Here is a 24,743-nt window from a genome sequence, read left to right on the forward strand (position 1 = left end):
GCCCTCAGCGCTGGCCGCCAGCGTTCATCTGCTGGAGCCACTCGGACACGACCTCGTGGGAGCTCCGGTGGAAGTGCACCTTACCGGCGGCGATCTCCCGAAGGCTGGTCACGGCAGGCTTGTTCTTCGTCTTCACGAGGGCGTCCACGCCCTTCATGAGCTGCCGCGTCCGGTTGGCCGCAAGCACGACGAGAGCGAAACGGTTTTCCTCGCGCTCGAGGCAGTCTTCCACAGTCACACGCGCCATAGGGGGGCCGAGACTAGCGCCCTGCTCCGGCCAGCGCAAGGTATATGCCGCTCGGCGGCTCAGCACCGCCGCGGCGCGCTGCCACGCTGCTGCGCTCGCCGGTCGACGGCGCCGCGCGGCGCACGTTGCTCGTTGCCCTCGACGCAGGTCCCGACTACGAGGTGCCCCCGTGGCCGCTGAGCAGGATTCCCTCCTCCCCCCTCCCCCCCGTCCGGCCCCAGGGCTGAAATACCGTCGCATCGTCCTCAAGCTGAGCGGCGAGGCGCTCTGCGGCGAAGAAGGCGGGTTCGGCATACGCCCCGAGACGCTCCACCACGTGGCCGGCGAGATCGCCGAGCTCCAGCGGATGGGGGTGCAGATCGGGATCGTCGTGGGCGGAGGCAACATCTTCCGCGGGCTGAAGGGCGCGAGCGCGGGCATGGACCGCTCCCAGAGCGACTACATGGGCATGCTCGCCACCGTCATCAACGCGCTCGCCCTGCAGGACGCGCTCGAGAAGACGGGCGTGCCGACGCGCGTCATGACCGCGATCGAGATCCGGCAGGTCGCCGAGCCGTACATCCGCCGCAGGGCGATGCGTCACCTGGAGAAGGGCAGCATCGTCATCTTCGCCGCGGGCACCGGCAACCCGTTCTTCTCGACCGACACGGCGGCAGCGCTGCGGGCGATGGAGATCCAGGCGCAGGCGCTGTTCAAGGCGACCAAGGTCGAGGGCATCTACGACCGCGATCCCGTGCGCCACGAGGGCGCGCAGATGTTCGCGCACCTGAGCTACGACCGCTTCCTCGCGGACAGGATCGGGGTCATGGACTCGACCGCGGTCACCCTCTGCCGCGAGAACAAGATGCCCATCCGCGTGTTCAAGCTCATGACCCGCGGCAACATCCTCCGCGTGTGCAGGGGCGAGGAGATCGGCACGATCGTCGACTGAACGCGCGCGATCGTCCCGCAGCGCCCCGCCGCGGGCGACGGGCCGCGGCGCCCCGCCGGCGCGAGCCAGGCCGGCGCGCCCTCGAGCCGCGAGGAAACCGTGCTAGACCCCGAGCCAGCAATGATCCGAGCTCCGGTGCGCCGCCCCCTGCTCGCCATCTCGCTCGCCGCGCTCGTCTCGAGCTGCGATGAGCCCGCCCTCCAGGTCCCGGCGGACGCGGGCGAGCCGGTCCTCGGGCTCAGCGCCGAGCAGTCGGCGCGCGTGCTCGCGAAGGTCGGCGACCGGGTGATCACCCTCGGCGACTTCGGCAGGACGCTGGAGCGAATGGATCAGTTCGATCGGCTCCGTTATCAGACGAAGGAGCGGCGCCGCGAGCTGCTCAGCGAGATCATCGACGCGGAGCTGCTCGCGCTGGAAGCGAAGCGCCGCGGCCTCGACAAGGAGGCCGCGGTCGAGGACGCGATCCGGCAGATCCTCCGCGAGGCGATGATCGCCCAGGCGCGCAAGGGCCTGCCCGCGCCGGCCGACATCCCGGCGTCCGAGGTGCGCGCGTACTACGAGGCGAACGCCGACAAGTTCAGCGAGCCCGAGCGAAGGCGCGTCTCCGCCATCGTGGTCGGCGACAGGGCGCTCGGGGAGAAGGTCCTCAAGGAAGCGCAGAAGGCCGCGAGCAGCAGCGCGTGGGGAGAGCTCTTCCTCAAGCACTCGCTCGGCGCGCCGAAGGACAAGAGCAAGGCGCCGCCGCTCGATCTCGCGGGCGAGCTCGGCATCGTCAGCCCGCCCGGCGATCCGCGCGGCGCCCACCCGCAGGTCCCGGAGCCGGTCCGCGCGGCCGTCTTCCGGATCGCCAGCGTGGGGGCCGTCAGCGACGAGCTCGTCGAGGCCGACGGCCGGTTCTACATCGTCCGCCTGAGCGGGCTCACGGGCGGCCACCGGCGCGCGCTCGCGGAGGCCGAGCGCTCGATCCGCGTCGCGCTCCTCCAGCAGAAGATGCAGGAGCAGGAGCGCGCCCTCGAGGACGAGCTGCGGAAGAAGTTCCCCGTCGAGATCAACGACGCGGCGCTCTCCTCGGTGAAGCTGCCGCCGCAGCTCACGCAGCCCGGGAGCGCGCCGCAGCCCGATCCCGCGAAGCCCAGCGCGCCGCAGCCGGAGCAGGCCGGCGGCGCCGCGCCCTCGTCGAGCGATGCGGGCAAGTAGCGCGCTCGTCGCCCCGGCGCAGCTCACCCGGCGGCCCAGCGACGACGGCGCGGGCGCCCGCGCCGTCGCGCCGCCCGAGCTCCCCGCGGCGCCCGCCGCGGGCGGTGAGCAGGGCGCGCGACCGGCCCGCGCCAAGGCGCGGCAGAGCGACTGGACATGGCAGCTGCGCCACGCGCTCTCGAGCGCCGACGAGCTGCACCGAGCGCTGTCGCTCACGCCGGAGGAGCTCGCGGGCGCGCGGCGCGCCGAGAAGGCCGGGCTGCCCATCCGCGTCACCCCGTATTACCTGAGCCTCTGCGACGAGGGCGACCCCGCGTGCCCGATCCGCCGTCAGTGCGTGCCGCTCGCCGACGAGGCGGCCGAGGTGCCCGGAGATCTGGTCGATCCTCTGGGCGAGGTCGCGCACGAGGTCGCGCCGCACCTCGTGCAGCGGTACCCGGATCGCGCGCTGCTGCTCGCGACCGATCGCTGCGCGGTGTACTGCCGGTTCTGCACCCGCTCGCGCATGGTCGGCGACGGCGGCGGCGCGGTGGCGCTCGATCGCCTCGCGCCGGCCATGGCCTACCTCGAGGCGCACCCGGAGGTGCGCGACGTCATCGTGAGCGGCGGCGATCCCCTCGCGGTCTCGACGGACCGCGTCGTGCGGCTGATCGCCCGCCTGCGGCAGATCCCGAGCGTCGAGACGATCCGCATCGCCACGCGCGTGCCGGTCACGCTGCCTCAGCGCATCACCGCGGAGCTCGTGCGCGCGCTCAGGCCGCACCATCCGCTCTGGGTGATGACGCACTTCAACCACCCGAAGGAGCTCACGCCCGCCGCCGAGCGCGCCTGCAAGCGGCTCGTGGACAACGGCTTCCCCGTGATGAACCAGACCGTGCTGCTGCGCGGCATCAACGACGACGCGACGACGCTGGCCGCGCTCTTCCGGGGGCTCGTGCGCTGGCGCGTGCGCCCGTACTACCTGCTCCAGATGGACCCCGTGCGCGGCACCGCGCACCTGCGCACGCCGCTCGCGACCGGCATCTCCCTCATGGAGCAGCTCCAGGGACGGCTCACCGGCATCGCGCTGCCGAAGCTGATCGTCGATACCCCAGGCGGGATGGGCAAGGTGCCCGTCGGCCCCGACTACGTCGTCGATCGCCGGCCCGGGCGCACGGTGCTCCGCACCCACCGCGGCGTCGAGGTCGAGTACGTCGACCCCCCGCCGCAGCCCGGCGGCTGAGCCGCCCGCTCAGCGGCCCGGGCCGCGCGAGAGCGGCTTCGCGATCCGGAACGACAGGTTCAGGGCCCGCGTGATCCCGAAGAAGCGGGTGCGCGACGCGCTCCTGCACTGCTGCGAGTCCGCGGCCCAGCTCCCGGAGCGGGCGATCCGCCACGGGGGCGCGTCGCTGCCGGCGTCGGCGGTCGACTCGATCTCACGCGACGTCTCCACCCACGATTTCTCGCCGTTCACGTCGGCGACCCACTCGCGCACGCCGCCCGCCATGTCGCGCACGCCGTAAGGCGAGGTGTCGATGGGGAACGTCCCGACCGGCTCCGGCTGCGCGAGGAAAGGTCGCGACGAGCGCATCAGGCAGAACGTGGGATCGAAATGATCTCCCCACGGGTAGAACCGGCCGTCGGTCCCGCGCGCCGCCTTCTCCCATTCGAGCTCGGTGGGGAGCCGGACCTCGATCCCGTCACGCTCGCTCCGGAAGCGGCAGTAGGCCACGGCGTCGAACCAGTCGATGAGGATGACGGGCAGGTTCCAGAGGTGCCCCTCCTCGGCCGGGAACCGCTTCTGCGCGTCGCCCTCGACGACGGTGGGCAGCGGCTCCCACCCGCCGCCGCTGGCCGGCCGCGCGACGTAGCCCTCGGAGCCGCGCGTCCCGTGCGGCGCGCGCTTGAGCGCGAGATCGAGATCGCGCGACTCGAGCTCGTTCAAGAACTCGCAGTACTCGCGGAAGGTGACCGGGAACTTCGCGATCGCGACGTCGGGGACGTGGAGCTCGGCCCGGCGGAGCGGATCGTAGGCCTGCGCGTCGCCGCCGGCGATGAACGTCCCCCCGGGGATGTAGACGAACCCCTCGCCGATCTCCGCGTCGGTGTAGAGGTTCACCTCGACGCGGTGGTGGGTGCCCCGCTTGAGCAGCAGCGGGTAGCGCACGTCCCGGTAGCCGGCGCGCTTCAGGACGAAGAGGTAGCTGCCCGGCTTGAGGTGCACCTCGCGGAGCGGGGTGCGGCCGAGGGCGCGCTCGTCGCTCGCCACCAGGATGCGGTCCTTCTCGACGTACCGGTACGCGAGGACGCTGGCGCCCGACGGCGACGAGTCGACTGAGAGCACCGCGTCGGCGGTGAGCAGCGCGGCGTAGCGGCCCACGTCGAACTCCGCGACGAGCGCCTCGTGGTAGATGCGCGCCGCGTGCTGGTGCTCCTGGTCGGCCCGAACCGCGCGCGACCAGTAGAGGTCCGCGAGCCCGGCGCGCGCCTCGACCAGATCCGGGTCGTACGCCAGCGCCTTCGTGTAGAGATCGATCGCCTCGGCCGCGGCGCGCGCCTGCTCGCGCTCGACCCCGGCCGCCCTGTCCTCGAGCTGCCAGCCGGCCCGCTTGCGCTCGATCGGCTCGTACTCCTTCACGTCCTTGAGCAGCCGACGCGCCTCCTCGACGAGCCGCTCGCGCTCGCTGTCGAGCCGCCGGTCGCGCTCGAGCGGGGCCTTGGCGAGCTCGCAGAGCTTGATCGCCTCCTCGCGGCGGCGCATCCGCTCCTTGGCGCCCTCGAGGAACGCCTCGGCCTCCGCCGCGACGCGGTCGGCGGTCGGCGGGCGCTGATCGGGATCCTTCGCGAGCATCGCCAGGCAGAGGTCCTCGAGCAAGAGCGGACAGCTCGGCGAGATCGAGCGCGGCGGCTTGGGGTCGCGCGTCTGCGTCGCGAGGATCACGGCGAGCACGGTCGGCGCGTCGAACGGGTGCTCGCCGGTGAGGATCTCGTAGAGCACCACGCCGAGCGCGAAGATGTCCGCGCGGTGATCGATCCGCTTCTGGTCCCCCCGGATCTGCTCCGGCGCGATGTACCCGGGCGTGCCCGAGAGCGCGCTCGCGACCGCCTCGTGCCGCTTCCGGCCGAAGTCCTGCCCGCTCGGGTCGATGGTGATCGGCTCGCTCACCTCCGCCCTCGAGAGCAGCTTCGCGTTGCCCCAGTCGCCCAGGTACACCTCGCCGTAGTCGCCGAGCAGCACGTTCTCCGGCTTGATGTCGCGGTGCGCGACGCCTCGCCGGTGCGCGTAGGCGAGCGCCCGCGAGATCTGCACGAACGCGCCGATGAGCCGGACGAGCGGCCATTGCTTGCGGAGCTCGGGGTTCGTCAGCACGTTTTGCAGGCTCTGCCGCTTGACGACCCGCATCGAGTAGTAGGGCTGGCCGTTTGGCAGCGTGCCCAGGTCGTAGACCGGGATGATGTTCGGGTGCTCGAGCTGGGCCGTGATGCGCGCCTCGGTCAGGAAGCGGTTGCCCACCGCGGAGTCCGCCTCGGCCCCGGGCTTCAGCGTCTTCAGCGCCACCACGCGCCCGATCTCCCGGTCGCGCGCCTTCACCACCTTCCCGGCGCCGCCCGCGCCGAGCGCCTCGCCGACCTCGTAGCGGCTGCCGCCGGCGTTCACGGCGCGCGTGGCGGAGGTCGCGAGCGTCGGGAAATCGGCCACGACCTCCTCGCCCGGCAGATCGATCTCCCGCTGCGTGTCGAAGCGCAGCGCGTCCAGATCGTCGACCTGCGGCGCGAGGGCGCGCGCGGCGGGCGGGCTGCGCCCCTCCTGCGCGAGCAGCTCCGGGAGCGCCGCCAGCTGCTCCGGCGTGAGGATCCCCTCGAAGAGCTCCTGGGGCGTCGACGCGCCGCCGAGGGTCCATCGGCAGGCCATGTCCCAAAGGGCGTTGGGCTCGATGAGCCCTCGCGCCACGGCGGCGACGGCCAGGGCACGAGCCTCGCGAGTCTGAGCGAGCTTCACTCGAGCGACCTCTCGTCCGAAACGATCTCACCGCGAGACGCGAGGCGGAAGGCCGCGGTGGGACCGCTGAGCGCAAGGCCGCGCGCGCCGCGAGGGCGCAGCGCTCCCGCGGCGGATGCAGGGCTGCCGGCGCCGCCGCTCGGTGCGCGTCCCACGAGGCGGCGCACGTCAGCCGCCGTGGCAGGCGCCCGCTCTGCTGCCGCGCCGGCCCGAGCTGCCCCGTTGGAAGTCGCGACGCGGCAGGGCCGGAGCGGCGACGGCCGCCCGCGCGCCCCGGTCCTCAGAGACTCTATGTGTCGGAAATTCCTGCATTTACCAGCGATAAATGAGCGCTGCCCAGGTTACGTGGTGTCCCCTCGCCTGGGCAAGAGAGTAGGGCGGATGGCGTCCGGGCCCGGTCATTTTTCGTCGCACGTCCCGCGCGCCTCCGCGGCTCGCGCCTCACGCCCGCCCCTCGCGTGCTTGCCGCCGGCTCGCACCTCCCGCACGTCGGGCACGATTCCGACGACCTCGCCCATTGTCGTCGTTGTCGTACCAGCGGGTGGGCCCGTCCCCCGCGGCGCCGTCCGGCCGCCGTCGCGCCGTTCCGCCGCTCCGCCCTTCATGCCGGCCCGCCGCCGCGCTGGCCCGCCGGCGCGCCGGCGCGCCGCGCGACGGGGTTTCGATCCCCGGGGGGCGCCGTGGTAGGGCGCGGTATGGCTGATTCGGCGGCCCTGACGCGTCCGGCGCTCGCTCGTCTCGACGAGATGAACCGCCGCGCGCTCGACGGGGGCGGGGGGGATCGCGTCGCCAAGCAGCACGAGGCCGGCAAGCTCTCCGCGCGGGAACGCATCCACCTGCTCCTCGATCCAGGCTCGTTCGTCGAGATCGACCGGTTCGTGGTCCACCGGTGCGCCGACTTCGGCATGGACGAGCGGAAGGTCCTCGGCGACGGCGTCGTGACCGGCTGGGGCCTGGTCGACGGGCGCAAGGTCGTGGTGTTCGCGCAGGACTTCACCGTGTTCGACGGCTCGCTCTCCGGCGCGTACGCCTCGAAGATCTGCAAGGTGATGGACCTCGCGATGAAGGTGGGCGCCCCCGTCGTCGCGCTGAACGACTCGGGCGGCGCGCGGGTGCAGGAGGGCATCGAGTCGCTCGCCGGGTACGCCGAGATCTTCCTTCGCAACACGCTCGCGAGCGGGGTCGTCCCCCAGATCAGCGCGATCCTCGGGCCGTGCGCCGGCGGCGCCGTCTACTCGCCCGCCATCACCGACCTCATCCTGATGACCGAGCGGACGAGCACCATGTTCGTCAACGGCCCCGAGCTCATCAAGGCGGTGACCAACGAAGACGTCACCGAGGAAGACCTCGGCGGCGCCGCCGCCCACGCCGCCAGGAGCGGCGTATGCCACCTCACCGCACCCGACGACCGGGCAGCGCTCGCGCAGGTCCGCGAGCTGCTCTCGTTCCTGCCCTCGAACAACACCGAGGCTCCGCCGCGCCGCGCCGCGGTCGATCCGGTCGACCGGGAGGTGCCGGAGCTCGACACGATGCTCCCGATCGAGCCGTCGGGGCCGTACGACGTCAAGCAGCTCGTGCGCGCCGTGGTCGACGACGGCCGCTTCTTCGAGATCCACGCGCGCTATGCGCAGAACATCGTGGTGGGGCTCGCCCGGATCGGGGGCGCGCCCATCGGGGTGGTCGCGAACCAGCCCCAGGTGCTCGCCGGCTGCCTGGACATCAAGGCCAGCATCAAGGCGGCGCGCTTCGTCCGGCTGTGCGACTGCTTCAATGTCCCGCTCGTCACGCTCGTGGACGTCCCCGGCTTCCTCCCGGGGCTCGACCAGGAATATGGGGGGATCATCTCTCATGGAGCGAAGCTGCTCTATGCGTTCGCCGAGGCCACGGTGCCCAAGATCACGGTGATCACGCGCAAGGCCTACGGCGGCGCCTACGACGTGATGGCGTCCAAGCACATCCGGGCCGATTACAACCTCGCCTTCCCCACGGCCGAGATCGCGCTCATGGGCCCGGAGGGCGCGGTGAACATCGTCTACGGCAGGGAGATCCAGCAGGCGGCGGACCCGGCCGCCGCCCGCGCGCGCCTCGTCGAGGACTACAGGACGACGTTCGCGAGCCCGTACAGGGCGGCCGAGCTCGGCTTCATAGACGAGGTGATCTACCCGCGCATGCTCCGCATTCGGCTGGCGCGTGCCCTCGACCTCCTGCGCGACAAGCGGGACAAGAACCCAGCGAAGAAACACGGAAACATCCCGCTTTAGTAGAATTTTGGGGCGACGGGGAGCCCCACGAGAGCCTCGCTCAGCGAGAGATCGGCCTGCAAAACCGCTTAGAACGCCTTGGAAGGAGGGAGCCGGATCGAGCGACGCCGTTGCGCGGCCGATCCCAAGCGTGTAAAAACAACTTGCGTGGCTGTTTTTCTTTGCTCTCCACGCGCGATGCTTCTCTCTGACCAACGATCTGCACAAGCGCACCCGGGGGCCGGTTGCAGGAGGACGGGTGGTTTGGCGGGCATACCGAGCGTTGGGGGGTCGCCGAGTATACGAATGAGGGGTCGGTTGGGTTCTGTGGAGGTATTGAGCATGAAATCTTGGGTATTCGCTGCGTTTTTGATTTCCGGTTGCGCCCTCGTGGCGTGCGGTGACGACAACACCGACCCGCCGAACAACGGCACCACCAGCAGCAGCAACGGGAGCGGCGGCTCCGGCGCCAGCGGCGGCAACGGCGGCAACGGCGGCGACGGCGGCGACGCCGGCGGCGGCGGTTCGGGCGGCGACGGAGGCGCGAGCACCACGAGCTCTTCCTCGACAGGGATCCCGACGTGTGATGACACGACGGACGCGTGCGGCAGCGACGACGGGACGGGCTGCTACAAGTGCGCCGCCGACGACGCATGCAAAGAGTTCATCGACGCCTGCGTGGATGATAATGCCGACATGGGATGTTTTGACCTGGTGAAATGCGTCGATCGTTGCTCGGACGAGGAAGATCCGGCGACGTGCATCGACGAGTGCCGCACGGCGAACGAGGCCGGGGTGGAGGCGTACGACGCCATCACCAAGTGCATTGTCTGCGAGCAGTGCGCCCAGAACTGCGGTGCCTCCGAAGAGCCGCTGTGCGCGATGTGAGGCGCTGACCAGCAGCACGTCATCTCCGAAGGGGGCGTCCGATGGCCGCCCCCTTCGGCCTTTTGTTGGCACGGCGGACGGCGGACGGCGGGCGGGCTCTGCGGGCTGCGTGGAATCTGCTGCAGCTGTATCCGCGAGACAGGCGCACTCGGCGCGGGGCTCGCCTTGGCCGGCCTGGAGCATGCGGTGCGGGACGGCGGTGCGCGCGGCAGCGCCGGAGGGGGCGCCGGCAGGGTGCCGGGGGGACAAGAGGACGGGGGCGGTCGGAGGCTGCGCAAGGGCTGGCCGCTCGCTGCTGGGAATACCGTCCGGGGTTGGGCGCCGGTCCGGGGTTGGGGCGCCGGTCCGGGGTTGAGGCGTCGGTCCGGGGTTGCGGCGTCGGTCCCGGGTTGGGGTACCGCCGCCTCGGATGGGGGTGCCCGTCCCAGGTTGGGGCCCCGTCCCAGGTTGGGGCGCCCGTCCCAGGTTGGGGTCCCGTCCCAGGTTGGGGCGCCCGCCCCAGGTTGGGGCCCCGTCCCAGGTTGGGGCTCCGTCCCAGGTTGGGGCCCGTCCCAGGTTGGGGCCCCGTCCCAGGTTGGGGCCCCGTCCCAGGTTGGGCCCGTCCCAGGTTGGGCCCGTCCCAGGTTGGGGCGCCCGCCCGTCCCAGGTTGGGGCGCCCGTCCCAGGTTGGGGCGCCCGTCCCAGGTTGGGGCGCCCGCCGTCCCAGGTTGGGGCGCCCGCCCGTCCCAGGTTGGGGCGCCCGCCGTCCCAGGTTGGGGCGCCCGTCCCAGGTTGGGGCGCCCGCCCGTCCCATGTTGGGGCGCCCGCCCGTCCCAGGTTGGGGCGCCCGTCCCAGGTTGGAGGCCCCCGTTGCCCCGCCGCCGGAGCCTCGGCCGGCGCCGGTACGCCGTCCGGCGCCAGCCGCCGCCGCACCCCCGGGGCCGACGCCAGCCGCCGCCGCGCCTCGGGGCGTGGCCGCGGATACGCGAGGTAGCTCACGTGCTGGCGGCCGGCCCACCTCGGCGACCTGTGACCCCCGACGCCCTCAATCGCGCAGCGCGCGCCGGGTTGCGCCTTCATGGCTCGGGCAACCCGTGGTAACGCTTGGCGGCGCCGCCGATGTGCGGCATCCGACATGGGAAAGAACCTTCTCGTCATCAATGTGGACATCCGCGAGACACGCGTCGCGCTGATCGAAAATGGGATCATCGCTGAGCTGCATCTCGAGCGGGAGAGCTCCAAGGGGACGCTCGGAAACATCTACCTCGGCAAGGTCAGCCGCGTATTGCCCGGGATGCAGGCCGCGTTCATCGACGTGGGGCTCGAGCGAGCCGCCTTCCTGCACGTCGAGGACCTCATCCGGCCCGACGACTTCGAGGCATACCTGGCTGGGCATCGCCGTCCTGCCGAAGAGGAGCGCGCCTCCTCCCGAGGCCGCGCCGCGCGCGCCAGCGAGGCGCCTGGGCCTGAAGAAAGCGAGGTTCACGAGCTATCCGGCGCAGAGGAGGCCGCGCCCGAGGGCCCCGACGCCGCAGCCGAACACCACGAGCCCCACGAAGGGGCGGATTTCGGGGCCGATGAGGGGTTCGAGGCCGAGAGCCCGCTCGAGGCGGACAGCCCGCTCGACGAATCGAGCGACGTGCCGATCGAGCTGCCCACGGCGCTCGACGTGCTCGGAAGCCCCTCCGGCCAGGCGTTCGCCGGCGTGGGCTCGATGGTGACCCTCGACGAGGCCGACGACGAGCCGGTGCCGGGGCTCGACGGCGGACACCTGCACGAGGGCGCGGACGACGACGACGAGGAGCTGGTCGCGGCAGGCAGCGGCAGCGACGTCGACGAGGCCGGTCCGGAGGAGTCAGGGCCCGACGAAGCTGGGCCGGAGGACGCCGAGGCCGAGGACGACGACGAGCTCGACACGCCCGCCTACGACCTCGAGCCGGCCTCGCCGCCGCCGGAGGACGCCGCCGACGTGTGGAGCGCGGCCGAGGAGCGCCCCGAGGCGCGGAGCGACGCCACGGACCGCGGGGAAACGGAAGCCCCCGCAGAGATCGCGTCCGAGGAGCCCGCTGCGCGTGCCTCCGGCGAGTGGCCGTCCGGGCAGGAGGCGAGCGCGTCGCCAGCCGCCGAGGGCGCCGTCGCGAAAGCCGCGCCCGACGCGCCCGGCGACGAGGTGCCGCCGGCAGCGCGTGCGCGCAACGGGCGCGCGCGCGGGCGGCGCGAGGCGCGCGTGCGCCGGTCGGGACGAACGCGCGACCGACGTGCCAACATCGAGGGGGTCAGCGCCGCGCCCGAGGGGGCTGTCGCCACGGAAGCGCGCGAGGCGCCGCGCGAAGGCCGCGAGGCACGCGAAGGTCGCGAGGCGCGCGAAGGCCGCGAGGCGCGCGAAGGCCGCGAGGCGCGCGAAGGCCGCGAGGCACGCGAAGGCCGCGAGGCACGCGAAAGCCGCGAAGGCCGTGAAAGCCGCGAAGGCCGTGAAAGCCGCGACCGGGGCGGACGCGGACAGCAGGGCGGACGCGATGGACGCGATCGCGAGCAGCGCGGGCGCGGCGAGCAGCGGACGCGAGAGCGCGGGCGCGAGCAGGCGCGGGACGGCAAGGGCAAGAGCGCCGCGCGCGGCCAGCAGAGCGCGCGCAGCTGGCAGAACGAGCCGCCGCGCATCTCGAAATCGACGCCCATCCGCGAGGTCGTCCGCGAAGGGCAGGAGGTCATCGTCCAGGTCTCGAAGGAGCCCATCGGGACGAAGGGCGCCAGGGTCACGAGCCACATCTCCCTCCCCGGCCGCTACGTCGTGTACCTGCCGACGGTCGATCACATCGGGATCTCCAAGCGGATCGGCTCGGAGAAGGAGCGCTCCCGGCTGCGCGACGCCATCGAGGCGATGAAGCCGCCGCAGGGCGGGCTCATCGTGCGCACGCTCGCCGAGGGCCTCACGAAGAAGCAGCTCAAGGCCGACGTCGGCTACCTCGTGCGCCTCTGGGGCGAGGTGGCGAAGAAGCGCGAGAGCGGCGTGAGGGCGCCGGCGGTGCTCTACACCGAGCTCGACCTCGTGCTGAAGACCGCCCGCGACCTCTTCACCGACGACATCGAGAAGATCGTCATCGACGACCGCGAGGAGTACATCCGGCTGCGGCGCTTCGTCGAGATGTTCATGCCCGAGCGCGCCGACGCGGTGGAGCTCTACGAAGGGACCGAGCCGATCTTCGACGCGTACGGCATCGAGGACGAGATCCAGCGCGCGCTGTCGCGGAAGGTCCCGCTCCCGTCGGGCGGGCACCTGATCATCGATCAGGCCGAGGCGCTCACCGCGATCGACGTGAACACCGGGCGCTTCGTCGGCAAGGGGTCGAAGGACCTCGAGGAGACGATCCTGACCACGAACATGGAGGCGGTCGAGGAGATCGCCTATCAGCTCAGGTTCCGCAACATCGGCGGGCTGATCATCCTCGACCTCATCGACATGGAGCGCGCGCAGAACCGCGAGAAGGTGCGGCGCCGCCTCGAGGAGCTGCTCTCCAAGGACAAGGCGAAGACCACGCTGAACCGGATCTCCGATCTGGGCCTCATCGAGATGACCCGGAAGCGGACGCGCGAGAGCCTCGGGCGCACGATCCTCGAGCCGTGCTTCTACTGCGACGGGACGGGCCAGCTGCAATCCAAGCAGACCGTCGCCTACGAGATCCTGCGGCAGATCCGGCGCGAGCGGATGAACCTGCCCGGCTACTCGGTCGTGGTGAACGCGCATCCGGCCGTGATCGACCTCCTGAAGAACGACGAGCGCATCGCCGTGCAGGAGGCGGAGCGGCTGTTCCAGCGCCGGATCGATCTCGTGCCCCGAAAGGAGTACCACCTCGAGCAGTTCGATCTGCAAGGCAGGTAAGGCGCCATGGCGGACGATCAGGGTTCTCCGGAGAGCATCGACGCGAAGACGGGACGCAGGGAAGAGCGCGTCACCATCAACAAGGAGTTCGAGTCCTATGACGCGTTCATCAACGAGTACGTGACGAACATCTCCCGCACCGGCGTGTTCGTGCGGTCGAAGACGCCGCTCGCCGTCGGCACCAAGGTGAACCTCCGGTTCACCGTGATCATGGACGACATCGAGACGATCGAGGGCGTCGGCGAGGTCGTGCGCGTGCACGACGATCCGCAGGGGATGGGGGTCGTCTTCACCGAGCTGTCGAGCTACTCGCAGGGGCTCATCGACAAGCTCCTGACGAGCCAGGGGCACCGCGCCTCGAAGGAATAGGCAGAGGGGCTTCGGCGATGTTCACCGGGCTTGTCGAGACGATCGGGGTCCTCCGCCGCCGGAGCGGCGGCGCCGTGGCCCGCGCGCTCATCGAGGCGAGCCTCGGGCCGCTGACGCTCGGCGAGTCGGTGAGCGTGAACGGCGCCTGCCTCACCGTCGATCGCATCGCGCCCGGCGGGTTCGAGTGCGACATGTCCTCCGAGACCCTCGGCCGCACCACGCTCGGCGCGCTCTCGGTCGGCGCGCGCGTCCACCTCGAGCGGGCGACGCCGCTCGGCGCCCGCATGGGCGGGCACGTGGTGCTGGGCCACGTCGACGGGCTCGGCCGCGTCGTCGAGCAATCGCGCGCCGGCGACGCGCTCCGCATGCGGGTGAGCGCGCCGACCGAGCTCGCGCCGTTCCTCGCTCCCAAGGGCTCGGTCGCCGTCGACGGCGCGAGCCTCACGCTCAACGCCGTGTCCACGCCGGGCTCCGCGGAGACGTGGTTCGACGTGATGCTGGTGCCGCACACCATCGGCCGGACTCTCCTCGGCGAGCTCCGCCCCGGCGCGGCCGTCAACCTTGAAGTTGACGTGCTCGCGCGCTACGTGGCGCGGACGCTCCAGGTCGTGTCGATCGCCGGCCTGCAGAGCCTCTCGAGCAGGGACGCGCGCGAGGGCGATGCCTCTGCCGAGCGCGGCGAAGAGCGTGGAAATACGGGAGAGAATGCGGATCACGACGAACGACTCCTCGCAAAGCTGCGCGCGGGGGGATTCTGGTGAGGCCCTGTCAGCCTCGAGCGGCAAGCTCGACCACGACATGACCTCCGGGGGTCCGATGCCTCACCGGCTGACCATCGACAAGGCGGTCCTCGACCGCGTGAACACCGCGCTGGACCACATCCGCGCGGGCAAGATGGTGATCCTTGTCGACGACGAGGACCGCGAGAACGAGGGCGACCTCTGCATGGCGGCGGAGGCGGTGACCCCCGAGGCGATCAACTTCATGGCGATGCACGGGCGCGGCCTCATCTGCCTCGCCCTCGATGAGGAGCAGGTCGCGCGCCTCGAGCTGCCGATGATGTCGGCGCCCGGGCGCAACGGGCCGCCGCTCGGCACCGCCTTCACCGTGAGCATCGAGGCGCGCACCGGGGTGACGACCGGGATCAGCGCCGCCGATCGGGCGCACACGATCCGGGTCGCGAGCGCGCGCGACGCGAGGCCCGAGGATCTCGTCACGCCGGGGCACGTGTTCCCGCTCAAGGCGCGCCGCGGGGGCGTGCTCGTGCGGACGGGCCAGACCGAGGGGTCCGTGGACCTCGCGCGGCTCGCCGGGCTGCGGCCGGCGGGCGTGATCTGCGAGATCATGAACGACGACGGCAGCATGGCCCGCATGCCGGACCTCGAGGTGTTCGCCGCGAAGCACGGCCTCCTGATCGTGACGGTCGCGGACCTCATCCAGTACCGGCTCCAGACGGAGCGGCTGGTCCGCCGCGTGAGCGACCGGACGCTGCGGCTCGACCTCACGGGCACCGAGTGGACCGCGTACGTCTACGAGGTGATCAACGAGCAGCGGCAGTTCCTCGCGCTCACGAAGGGCGTGGTCGCGACGCAGGAGCCCATCCTCTGCCGCGTGCACTCCGGCTCGACCGTCGCGGACCTCTTCAGCTCGACGCCCTTCGACGGCGGCTCGAACCTGCGCGAGGCGCTGCTCGCGATCGAGGGCGCCGGCGTCGGGGTGATCGTCTACATCCCGTCGCGAGGGGACCTGGGCCGCGAGCTGGAGCAGCTGAAGGGCCCCGGCCCCGACGAGAGCGCCCTCATCGTGCGGGCGCAGCAGCCGTCGACGCTGCGGGAGTTCGGCCTCGGCGCGCAGGTCCTGGCGGACCTCGGGGTGCACCAGATCCGGCTCCTCACGAACAGCCAGCCGAAGATCGTCGGGATCACCGGGTTCGGGCTCACCGTGACCGAGCGGGTGCCGCTCGTGTCGATGAAGGGCGAGGCCTGACGCGCGAGGTGCGCTGGCGCGCCGGGTCGCGCGGAGAGCAGGGGCGCTCGGACGAGGATCGCGAGCGCGAAGGCCGCGCACCGAGCGCGGCGAGAGAGAGGAACGGCGGATGGCAGATCAAGCGGTCGGGCAGGCACAGGCGAGGGTGATCGAAGGCAACCTGGTGGTCCCGCCGGGGGCGCGCTTCGCGGTCGTGGCGAGCCGCTTCAACCACTTCATCGTCGACCGCCTGGTCGAGGGCGCGCTCGACGCCATCGCGCGGCACGGCGGCGCGCTGGAGCGGACCTCCATCGTGCGCGTCCCGGGCGCGTGGGAGATGCCCACCGTCGTGGGGCGGCTCGCGCACAAGAAGGGCGTCGACGCGATCATCACCCTGGGCGCCGTGATCCGGGGCTCGACGCCGCATTTCGATTACGTGGCGGCCGAGGTCACGAAGGGGATCGCGACGGTGTCGCTCCAGACCGGGGTGCCGGTCACGTTCGGGGTCCTCACGACCGACTCGATCGAGCAGGCGGTCGAGCGCGCCGGCACGAAGCATGGCAATAAGGGCTGGGAGGCCGCGGTCTGCGCGATCGAGATGCTCTCGCTCGGCGCGTCGCTGGACGCCGCCGGCCTGTAGACGAAGGTTCTGAGCGATGGGTGCGCGTTCGACCGGCCGCGAGGCGGCCTTGCAGATGCTGTTCGCGTTGGAGGCCGGCGGGAACCCGGCGTCCCGCGTCGTCGCGACCTTCTGGCGCGAGACGCCGGGGGATCCGGAGGGGCGCGCCTACGCGGACGAGGTGGTGCACGGCGTCGCCAAGGACCTCGCGGCCGTGGACGAGGCGATCCGCAAGGCGAGCACGAACTGGCGCCTCGAGCGGATGGCGCGGGTCGACCGCAACGTGCTCCGCCTCGGCGCGTGGGAGCTCATGAAGCACCCGGAGGTGCCGCGCGCGGTCATCCTCGACGAGGCGGTCGAGCTCGCGAAGCGCTACGGCAGCGAGGAGAGCGGCGCCTTCGTGAACGGCGTGCTCGACCGGGTCGCCGAGAACCTCGGCCGCATCGACCGGGATCGCTGAGCGCCGCGGCCCGCCGAGCGCCGCGGCCGCTGAGCGCCGCGGCGACGGCCGCTCACCTCACCACTTCAGCCACGCGACCGTCACGCCGTCGCCGCCCTCGCTGGGACCGCCCGGGCGGATGCGCGCCACGTAGGGGCTCCCGCGCAGCGCCTCGCGGACAGCGTCGCGCAGGGCGCCCGTGCCGTGCCCGTGGACGAAGAACGTGACCCGGCGGCCCGCGCCGAGCGAGCGATCGAGGAACTGCTCGGCCATCGCGACCGCCTCGTGCGCGCGCAGGCCGCGGAGATCCACGGTGTTGTCCGCCGTCTGGATCGGCACGTCGGGGTCCGCCGCCGCGTCCAGGTCGACGCGGCGCTGGGGCGGCGCCGCGGCCGCAGGCGGCGCGCCGGCGCCGCGCAGCTCGGCGATCGAGGTCGTGAGCTTGAGCGCGCCGGCGGCGACCCGCAGCTGGCCGCCCGAGAGGACCTCGACCACCTCGGCCTCGGCCCGCAGGCGGGGCACGTAGACGCGCGCGCCGACGCGGATGGCCGCCGGATCGACCGCCGGCCGCGCCGGCGGCTCGTCCTTCGGGCGGAGCTCGAGCTCGCCGCCGATCGACGTCTTCTGCCCCACCGCATCCATCGCGCGCGCGGCCGCCCGCAGGTCCTCCTCGGTGGGCTTGCCGCGCAGCCGCGACTGCGCCGCCTTGAGGTCCTCGCGCGCGCGCCGCAGGCTGGCGAGCAGCGCCTCCCCCTCCCGCGTGATCACCCCGCGCTCCTTGTCCCGGAGCCGCTCGATCTCGCTCTCCAGCTCGCGCCGCTTCGCCCGGGAGGCGGCCGCCTCGCGCTCGGCGTCCTCGCGCGCGAGCTCGAGCGCGCGGCGCTCGGCGGAGAGCTTCTCGACCATCTGCTCGAAGGTGACCGCCTCCGTCGTGAGGAAGCGCTCGGCCCGCTCGAGCACGGTGCCCGGGATGCCGAACCGACGCGCGACGGCGAGCGCGCTCGAGGCGCCGGGCACGCCGACGACGAGCCGGAAGGTCGGGCTCATGGTGGCGAGATCGAAGCCGACCGAGGCGTTCTCGAAGCGCTGATCGCCGAGCGCGAGCGCCTTGAGGCCCTCATAGTGCGTGGTGCAGACGACGGTGCCGCCGCGCGCGCAGAGCGAGTCGAGCACGGCCGCGGCGAGCGCCTCGCCCTCGCGCGGGTCGGTGCCGCCGGCGAGCTCGTCGAGCAGGACGAGCGCGCCGGGGCGCGTCTCGCCGAGGATGCGCCCGAGGTTCTTCACGTGGGCGCTGAAGGTCGACAGGTTCTTGTGGAGGTTCTGGTCGTCGCCGACGTCGGTCAGCACGACGTCGAAGAGCGCGACCCGCGAGCCCTCCCGCGCCGCGACCGGCAGGCCCGCGCGGACCATCAGCGCCGCCAGGCCGAGCGTCTTCAGGGCCACCGTCTTGCCGCCGGCGTTCGGCCCGGAGACGATCATCGCGCGGCCCGCGCTCATCGAGAGATCGCTCGGCACCACCTTCACGCCGTCGAGCGCGAGCAGCGGATGGCGGCCGCCGACGAGCTCGATGGAGGTCGGCCGCGCCGCGGCCTCGGAGGCGCCGCGATCCACGGCGAACGCGCCCTCGGGGACGTCCGGGAAGGTGAGGTCGAGGTCCTTCGCGAGCCGCGCGGCGGCGGCGCGCACGTCGGCGTGGGCGAGCGCGCGGGCGGCGGCGGCGACGCTCTCGATGTCCTCGGCCACGCGGGCGGTGAGCGCCGCGTAGATCGCCTGCTCCTCGCGCGCGACCTCGGCGTCGACCATCTTCATCCGGTTGCCGGTCTCGACGAGCACCCGGGGCTCGACGAACACGGTGGCGCCGCTCGCGCTGGTCGCGTGGACGATGCCGGGGAAGCGCTCGTGCGCGTCGGACCGCACCGGGAGCACGTAGCGCCCGTCGCGCTCGGTCCAGTAGCGGTCCTGGAGGATGTCCTCGTGTTTGTTGATGAGGTCCTCGAGGCGGCGGACGAGCCGCTCGCGCACCGCGCGCCGCTCCGCGCGCAGCGCCTCCAGGCGGGGCGAGGCGCGATCCGAGAGCGTGCCGTCCGGATCGAAGGCCGCGTCGAGCTCGCGCGCGACGGCGTCGAGCTCCGGGTTCGTCGCGCACGCCGCGTAGAGCGCGGGCGCGATCTGGCGCCGGCTCTGCAGGTACTGCCGCGCGGTCCGGGCGGCCTCGAGCAGGCCGAGCACGGCGCGGAGCTCCTCGTTGGCGAGCGACGCGCCGATGCGCGCCCGGTCGAGCGCGTCCTCGAGCTCCGCGACGTCGCGCGCCGGCACCGGCTCCCCGGTCCGGGCGAGCTCGACCGCCTCACGCACCTCTGCGAGCATGGTCATCGCCTCGGCGCGCGTCGACGCGAACGGCAGGGCCCGCGCGAGCCGCTTGCCGGCGCGCGACGCGCAGCGCTCCGCGAGCGCCTCGAGGATGCGGTCCCACTCCAGATCGGCGCGGGTCTTGGTCGGACAGGGGTCTGCGAAGGGCCCTTCGGGGGTGTATTCCATCACGCTTCGGTCGGATCGCGGGCCACGCCGCCGGCCCCGCTCGGCATCGGGTTCTGCTCCTTCTCGAGGTAGCGGAAGATGGTGCGCGGGTCGACGCCGAGGTCGCGGGCCGTCTGCGTGCGGTTGCCGTTGTTGCGCTCGAGCGCCTCCAGCACGTACCGCCGCTGGAACTCCTCCTTGGCCTTCTCGAGCGGCATGATCGCCGTCTCGGCGCCGGGGCCGAGATCGAGGTCCTCCACGGCGAGGAGCGCCTGATCGCAGAGGACCAGCGCCTTCTTGATGCGGTTCTCGAGCTGCCGGATGTTGCCCGGCCAGGAGTACTTCTTGATCGCGGCGAGCGCGGCCGGGCTGAAGCCGCGCACGGCGCTGCCGAGCTCGTCCGCGTACTTCGAGAGCAGGACCTTGGCGATGATCAGCACGTCGTCGCCCCGCTCGCGCAGCGGCGGGAGCCACAGGTTCACGACGTTGAGCCGGTAGTAGAGATCCTCCCGGAAGTTGCCGGCGCGGATCTCGTCCTCGAGGTTCCGGTTGGTGGCGGCGACGATGCGGATGTCGACCTTCTCGGGCTTCGAGTCGCCGACGCGGAAGACCACCCGCTCCTGGAGGGCGCGGAGGAGCTTCACCTGGAGGTTCAGCGGGAGCTCGCCGATCTCGTCGAGGAACAGCGTGCCCTTGTCGGCGACCTGGAACTTGCCCGGGCGGCTGGCGATGGCGCCGGTGAAGGCGCCCTTCACATGTCCGAAGAGCTCGCTCTCGATGAGGTTCTCGGGGATCGCGCCGCAGTTGATGGTGACGAAGGGGCCGCCCTCGCGCGGGCTGCGCCGGTGCAGCTCCCTCGCGATGAGCTCCTTCCCGGTCCCGGTCTCGCCCGTGATGAGCACGCTGATGTCGGTCGCGGCGACCTTCTGCAGCTTGCGGAAGACCTCGAGCATCGACGGGCAGGCGCCGATGATCTCGCCGAACTTCTTGTCGTGCAGCTCGGCGACGAGCTTGGCCTTGTCGGCCCGGAGGGCGTTCAGGAGCATCGCGTTCTGGAGGATGAGCGAGGCCTGGGAGGCGAAGATGCTGAGCAGGTCGAGCTGGGCGCGATCGAAGAGGTGCTTGATCTTGTCGTTGCCGACGTAGAGCGCGCCGATGATCTGGCCCTGCGACAGGAGCGGCGCGCACATCACGCTGGAGAGCTTCATCGCGATGACGCTGTCGCTCCGGCCGAACTGCGTGTCGGCGAGCGCGTCGGAGACGATCACGGGGCGGCCCGAGGAGATGACCTGCCGCACGATGCTGTCCGAGATCCCCCCGGCGGCGTCGGTGATGGCCTCCTTGCGGATGTTGCGCGACGCGCGCACCGCGAGCTTGCGGTCGCCGGCCGCAGACGCCGTGGACGGGGCGCCGCCGCGGACCGCCGTGTCCGCCGCCGCCTCCGCGCCCTCGAGGAGGAGCAGGAAGCCCTTGTCGGCGTGGGTCAGCTCGATGACGTCGTCGAGCATCGCCTCGAGGAGCTCGTCGACGCTGCGCCGGTTGATGAGCTTCTCGCTGAACGCGAACAGCTTGCGGACGCCCGCGAGCTCCGACGAGCCCTGCGCCGGCGCGGGCCGCTCCGCCTCGCCGTCGCACGCGGGGAGCCGCTCCTTCACCGTCGGCGCCTCGGCGAACATCGAGAACCCGAGCTCGACCGAGCCTAGCTGGAGCCGGTCGCCGTGCACCAGCCGCGCGCGCCGCTTCTTCTTGCCGTTGATCGCGATCTCGCCGTCGCGCTCGCACTCCTCGAGCACGAAATCGCGCCCGTCGAACACGATCTGCGCGTGATGCTCCAGCACCCCGGCCCCCGCGACCGCGACGTCGTTTCCGAGCGCCTTGCCGATCGTCGTGACCGGCTTGTGGACGCTGTACAGGAGTGGCGCGCCCTCCGAGGCGAAATACTTCAGGGTCGGCATCGACAGCAGCATAGCAGGCGCGCCGCGGCCCCATGCAGCCGTGTTGGCGTGCGCACCGCGGCTTACCAGAGCTCTCCGATGACGACGGCGCCCATGCCGCCCTGGTAAGGCACCATGCCGCCGCCGAGCACGCGCGCGAACGGGGGATCGCCGCGCTCCTCCGGCTCGTCCAGGGCGACCTCGCCGCGCGGGTCCGGCTTCCCGAGGAACAAGGCGCCCGCCACGATGCCGAGGGTGCCCGCCGCGCCCTGGGCGATGAGGCCGCGGCGCGGGTCGTGGTCGCTGCCGATGTACGCGAAGTAGATGGGCAGCGACACCACCGTGCCGATGCCGAGGCCGCCCCACATCCACGCGAGCTGGTTCCACGAGGGCGTCCAGGCGATCGACACGCCGACGGCGCCCGCGGTCGCGACGTTGAACCCGATCAGCCCCCCGAGCGAGATGCTGTCGTTCGCCTCGCTCCAGCCGCCGTTGCTGGCGGCGGCCCCGAACGCGCTGCCGATGAGGGAGCCCCACACCGCGCCCGAGGCGATGAGCATGTTGGTCTGCGGCTTGGGCCGGAGCAGGTGGTAGAAGCCCCAGCCCAGCGCGCCGCCGACGGTGGAGCCGATCACCTCGGAGGTGGCGAGCCCGAGGAAGCCCCACTCCTCGCCCTTGCGCGCGCTGACGTACTGGTAGGAGGCGACGCCGAGCCCCTCGCCCGCGCCGATCACCATGCCGGTGGCGATCGCGGACGGCATGCCGCGCGGCATCGGCGGCGAGTCGAGGAAGTAGACCCCGACGGGCGCCGCGACGCCGAGGAGCGCGGGCGCGATGAACTGCACGCCGGGATCGTCGATGCCGACGAGCGCGTCGAACCAGATGCCGGTCCCCACGCCGTAAGCCACGGACGTGGCGTAGAGGTAGCCGACCTCGAGCGGCGTCGACTTGGGCTGGCTCTTCGGCGGCGTGTAGGCGTAGCCGCCGTAGGGCGCGCCGTACTGACCTCCATAGGGGGCGCCGTACTGGCCCCCGTACGCGCCGCCCTGCTGGCCGTAGGGCGGCGCGCCGTACTGGGCAGAGGCCGTCCAGCTGACGCTCGACATGAGGATCGCGGAGAGGAGACTCACGAGAGGTCGCGTGTGCATCGCGCCGCCACTTTACACGCTCGCGCGCGGCGAGGCGCGCGCGCGGCGCGAGAAAGCGCCTTCCCCCGAGCCGCCCCCGCGCCTCGCTCTTTCTCACTCTCTCGTCAGGGCGCGCGTCATGAGGTCGACGACGGCCTGCGGCGGCGGCTTTCCCTCGTAGAGCATGCGGTACACCTCGACCGTGATCGGCGCGCTCACGCCCAGCTTGTCCGCGAGGTCGTACGCGCTCTTCGCCGTCTTCACCCCCTCGGCGACGTGCCCGAGGCCCTCGAGGATCTCCTCGAGCTTCCGTCCCCTGCCCATCTCGATCCCGACGGTGCGGTTGCGCGACAGCTCGCCCGTGCACGTGAGCACCAGGTCGCCCATCCCGGAGAGCCCCGCCAGCGTGAGCGGGTTCGCCCCCTTCGCCGCCGCCATGCGGCCGATCTCCGCGAGGCCGCGCGTGATGAGCCCGGCGCGCGCGTTGTGGCCGAGGCCGAGGCCGTCGCAGATGCCGGCCGCGATGGCGACGACGTTCTTGAGGGCGCCGCCCACCTCGACGCCCACGACGTCATCGGACGAGTAGACCCGGAACCGATCCGTCGCGAGCATGCGCTGCACCGCGTGGGTCTCCTGCGGGCCCCTGCCCGCGACCACCACGGTGGTCGGCTGACCGGTCGCCACCTCCCGCGCGAAGCTCGGGCCCGACAGGTACGACAGGCGCGGCTCGGCCTCGCGCCCGAGCTCGTCGACGAGCACCTCGCTCATCAGCATCAGCGAGTCGTTCTCGATGCCCTTCGTCGCGCTGCAGACGAGCGCGCCCTCCGGGATGTGGCGCCTGGCCTCGCGGACCACCTCCCGCAGCGCGTGCGACGGCACCACCACGACGACGAGCTCCGCGCCGCGGAGCGCGCCCTCGAGATCGCCCGTCGCCCGAAGGCTCCCGGGCAGCTCCACGCCGGGCAGGTAGCGGTGGTTCTGGCGCTCGCGCTCGATGCGCTCGGCCAGCTCCCCCTGGTGCGCCCAGAGCGCGGTGGGGTTGCCCTTGTCCGCCAGCAACTTCGCCAGCGCCGTCCCCCAGGCGCCGGCCCCGATCACTGCGACGTTCGCCATGGAGCGACCCTATCACCACCGGCGCTCCGGGCCGAAAGCGGCGTGCCCCGCGCGCCCGGCTGGGCGGACGCACGCGGCGCGCCGCTCGACCCGCCGGCGTTTCGACTATGCTGCGCCCATGCTCTTCCGCACCGCCGCGCTGCGCGCGCTCGGCCTCGCGCTCTGCCTCTCCGTGCTCGGGACGGTGGGCGGCGCGTGCGGCCAGGGCGCGCTCGGCGTCATGCCGGGCGTCGTCAACGATCCGGGGAACCTGTCGCTCCGCAGGGCGATCCTGTCCTTCGCGACGAGCCAGCTCTGCAGCGAGATGCGGAAGCGGAGCGTGCCGCTGCGCCTCCGCGACGAGGATCCGGTGACCGGCCGGTTCTACCCGGGCACCTGCGTCGCCCAGGAGCTCGCGAACGGCAACCTCTTCCTCCAGTTCGGCGGCAGCGGCGTGGTCTGGACGAACCTGACGAAGCGCATGAGCTTCGATGCGAGCGCCGCCGTCGAGTACGATCACGACTTCCTGATGGATGGCGACACGATGTACGTGTACTTCCGTCAGCGGTCGACCACGGCGGCGAGCTTCACGACCAAGCTCATCGAGCAGCCCGCGGCGATCTCGCTCGGCGGCGTGTCCTTGGCCCAGGGCAGCGCGTACGCCAACGCGCTCGGCGCGCAGCTCGTGAAGACCGAGATCGCCCGGGGGTTCACGGTCATCCGCGACGACGACGGCGCCGTGCAGTTCGGCCTCGGCATCATCGAGAAGGGGCAGCGGCCCCAGGCGCCTTACGCGCGGCGCGACAACGGCCGGCTCCTCCTGGCGAACGAGCGCACCGAGGTGCACCAGGGCCAGCGCGATTACATCGGCCCGCTGGAGATCACGGGCAGCGGCGAGGCCATGACGCTCACGGTCGCCGTCGACGGCGCGCCGGGCGTGGACGTGATCCTCGTGCCCCGGACCGCCGGCGAGCAGTGGCTCCAGGCGTACCTGACGCAGGCCGCGCCGCCGCCGCTCTCCGCGGCGCCCCTGCTCGACGAGCCGGTGTACTCCGGCGCCCCCTGGCGGCGGACGGTGCCGCTGCCCGAGGGGCAGTACTACCTGGTCATCGACAACACGAACGCCGCTGGGCGCACGCAGCCGACGACGTACGCCCGCGACGACCGGGCCGCCCTGGTGAGCTACGCCGTCGAGACGGGGGACGCGCCGTGACGGCGGCGGCGACGCGGACGGGAGCGCGGATGGCGCGGACGCCCGCGCCGGCGGCGCGGACGGCGACGTGGCCGGCGACGACGGACCGCTCGCCGCCTGCCGCGCCTGCGCACTTGCCGCGGCGAGGGTC

18 protein-coding genes are annotated in these 24,743 nt (G+C 72.3%); 12 read left to right on the top strand and 6 right to left on the bottom strand.

Translation table 11 applies throughout. The annotated features are described in order from the left end of the window. Positions 1 to 4 precede the first annotated feature (4 nt). Positions 5 to 247 (bottom strand): DNA-directed RNA polymerase subunit omega, encoded by a 243-nt coding sequence (gene rpoZ / locus WMF33_RS40775; protein WP_044986749.1) that lies wholly within the window; start codon positions 245 to 247, stop codon positions 5 to 7. A gap of 169 nt (positions 248 to 416) precedes the next feature. On the opposite strand from rpoZ, the gene pyrH reads away from it, so the two are divergent. The 3 genes from pyrH to WMF33_RS40790 all read left to right on the top strand — a co-directional run bounded on the left by pyrH (position 417) and on the right by WMF33_RS40790 (position 3,597). Then, a complete protein-coding gene (gene pyrH, locus WMF33_RS40780) occupies positions 417 to 1,178 on the top strand; it encodes a UMP kinase (RefSeq protein ID WP_020740322.1) in 762 nt (253 codons plus the stop codon). A 120-nt stretch (positions 1,179 to 1,298) separates the two neighbouring features. Further along, complete coding sequence (locus WMF33_RS40785) at positions 1,299 to 2,375, top strand: peptidylprolyl isomerase (protein ID WP_437333658.1); 1,077 nt, start codon at positions 1,299 to 1,301, stop codon at positions 2,373 to 2,375. Further along, complete coding sequence (locus WMF33_RS40790; protein WP_437333659.1) at positions 2,362 to 3,597, top strand: KamA family radical SAM protein; 1,236 nt, start codon at positions 2,362 to 2,364, stop codon at positions 3,595 to 3,597. The genes WMF33_RS40785 and WMF33_RS40790 overlap by 14 nt, the downstream gene beginning before the upstream one ends. Positions 3,598 to 3,606: 9 nt before the next feature. Here WMF33_RS40790 and WMF33_RS40795 read toward each other — a convergent pair whose 3' ends face one another. Further along, positions 3,607 to 6,267: a protein kinase domain-containing protein gene (locus WMF33_RS40795; protein ID WP_437333660.1), complete on the bottom strand. Its 2,661-nt coding sequence runs from the start codon at positions 6,265 to 6,267 to the stop codon at positions 3,607 to 3,609. Between the two features lie 782 nt (positions 6,268 to 7,049). Here WMF33_RS40795 and WMF33_RS40800 point away from each other — a divergent pair. The 8 genes from WMF33_RS40800 to nusB all read left to right on the top strand — a co-directional run bounded on the left by WMF33_RS40800 (position 7,050) and on the right by nusB (position 16,751). Continuing rightward, on the top strand, positions 7,050 to 8,615 hold the full coding sequence (locus WMF33_RS40800) for an acyl-CoA carboxylase subunit beta (protein ID WP_437333661.1): 1,566 nt from the start codon (positions 7,050 to 7,052) through the stop codon (positions 8,613 to 8,615). 321 nt (positions 8,616 to 8,936) lie between these two features. Beyond that, the gene (locus tag WMF33_RS40805) at positions 8,937 to 9,482 is read left to right on the top strand and encodes a hypothetical protein (protein ID WP_437333662.1); all 546 of its coding nucleotides are present in this window, start codon (positions 8,937 to 8,939) and stop codon (positions 9,480 to 9,482) included. 1,114 nt (positions 9,483 to 10,596) lie between these two features. Beyond that, entirely contained in the window at positions 10,597 to 13,338 is a 2,742-nt protein-coding gene (locus WMF33_RS40810) for an Rne/Rng family ribonuclease (RefSeq protein ID WP_437333663.1), read from the top strand. 6 nt (positions 13,339 to 13,344) lie between these two features. After that, the gene (locus WMF33_RS40815; protein ID WP_020740330.1) at positions 13,345 to 13,707 is read left to right on the top strand and encodes a PilZ domain-containing protein; all 363 of its coding nucleotides are present in this window, start codon (positions 13,345 to 13,347) and stop codon (positions 13,705 to 13,707) included. 17 nt (positions 13,708 to 13,724) lie between these two features. Continuing rightward, a complete protein-coding gene (locus WMF33_RS40820) occupies positions 13,725 to 14,468 on the top strand; it encodes a riboflavin synthase (RefSeq protein WP_437333664.1) in 744 nt (247 codons plus the stop codon). A gap of 37 nt (positions 14,469 to 14,505) precedes the next feature. Continuing rightward, a complete protein-coding gene (gene ribB, locus WMF33_RS40825) occupies positions 14,506 to 15,693 on the top strand; it encodes a 3,4-dihydroxy-2-butanone-4-phosphate synthase (RefSeq protein ID WP_437333665.1) in 1,188 nt (395 codons plus the stop codon). Positions 15,694 to 15,802: 109 nt separating this feature from the next. After that, complete coding sequence (gene ribH, locus WMF33_RS40830; RefSeq protein ID WP_437333666.1) at positions 15,803 to 16,312, top strand: 6,7-dimethyl-8-ribityllumazine synthase; 510 nt, start codon at positions 15,803 to 15,805, stop codon at positions 16,310 to 16,312. A gap of 16 nt (positions 16,313 to 16,328) precedes the next feature. After that, on the top strand, positions 16,329 to 16,751 hold the full coding sequence (gene nusB / locus WMF33_RS40835; protein ID WP_020740334.1) for a transcription antitermination factor NusB: 423 nt from the start codon (positions 16,329 to 16,331) through the stop codon (positions 16,749 to 16,751). A 57-nt stretch (positions 16,752 to 16,808) separates the two neighbouring features. Here nusB and WMF33_RS40840 read toward each other — a convergent pair whose 3' ends face one another. From WMF33_RS40840 to WMF33_RS40855, 4 genes are all read right to left on the bottom strand, one after another. Further along, positions 16,809 to 19,268 carry an endonuclease MutS2 gene (locus WMF33_RS40840; protein WP_437333667.1) on the bottom strand — a complete coding sequence of 820 codons (2,460 nt, stop codon included), beginning with the start codon at positions 19,266 to 19,268 and terminating at the stop codon, positions 16,809 to 16,811. Beyond that, positions 19,268 to 21,214: a sigma 54-interacting transcriptional regulator gene (locus WMF33_RS40845; RefSeq protein WP_437333668.1), complete on the bottom strand. Its 1,947-nt coding sequence runs from the start codon at positions 21,212 to 21,214 to the stop codon at positions 19,268 to 19,270. The genes WMF33_RS40840 and WMF33_RS40845 overlap by 1 nt, the downstream gene beginning before the upstream one ends. A gap of 50 nt (positions 21,215 to 21,264) precedes the next feature. Then, on the bottom strand, positions 21,265 to 22,311 hold the full coding sequence (locus tag WMF33_RS40850) for a hypothetical protein (RefSeq protein WP_437333669.1): 1,047 nt from the start codon (positions 22,309 to 22,311) through the stop codon (positions 21,265 to 21,267). 111 nt (positions 22,312 to 22,422) lie between these two features. Next, entirely contained in the window at positions 22,423 to 23,421 is a 999-nt protein-coding gene (locus tag WMF33_RS40855; protein WP_437333670.1) for an NAD(P)H-dependent glycerol-3-phosphate dehydrogenase, read from the bottom strand. A 118-nt stretch (positions 23,422 to 23,539) separates the two neighbouring features. On the opposite strand from WMF33_RS40855, the gene WMF33_RS40860 reads away from it, so the two are divergent. Next, a complete protein-coding gene (locus WMF33_RS40860) occupies positions 23,540 to 24,613 on the top strand; it encodes a hypothetical protein (protein WP_437333671.1) in 1,074 nt (357 codons plus the stop codon). Positions 24,614 to 24,743: the final 130 nt, after the last annotated feature.

The sequence above is a fragment of the Sorangium sp. So ce394 genome (assembly GCF_051474665.1).
Lineage (GTDB): Bacteria > Myxococcota_A > Polyangia > Polyangiales > Polyangiaceae > Sorangium > Sorangium cellulosum_D.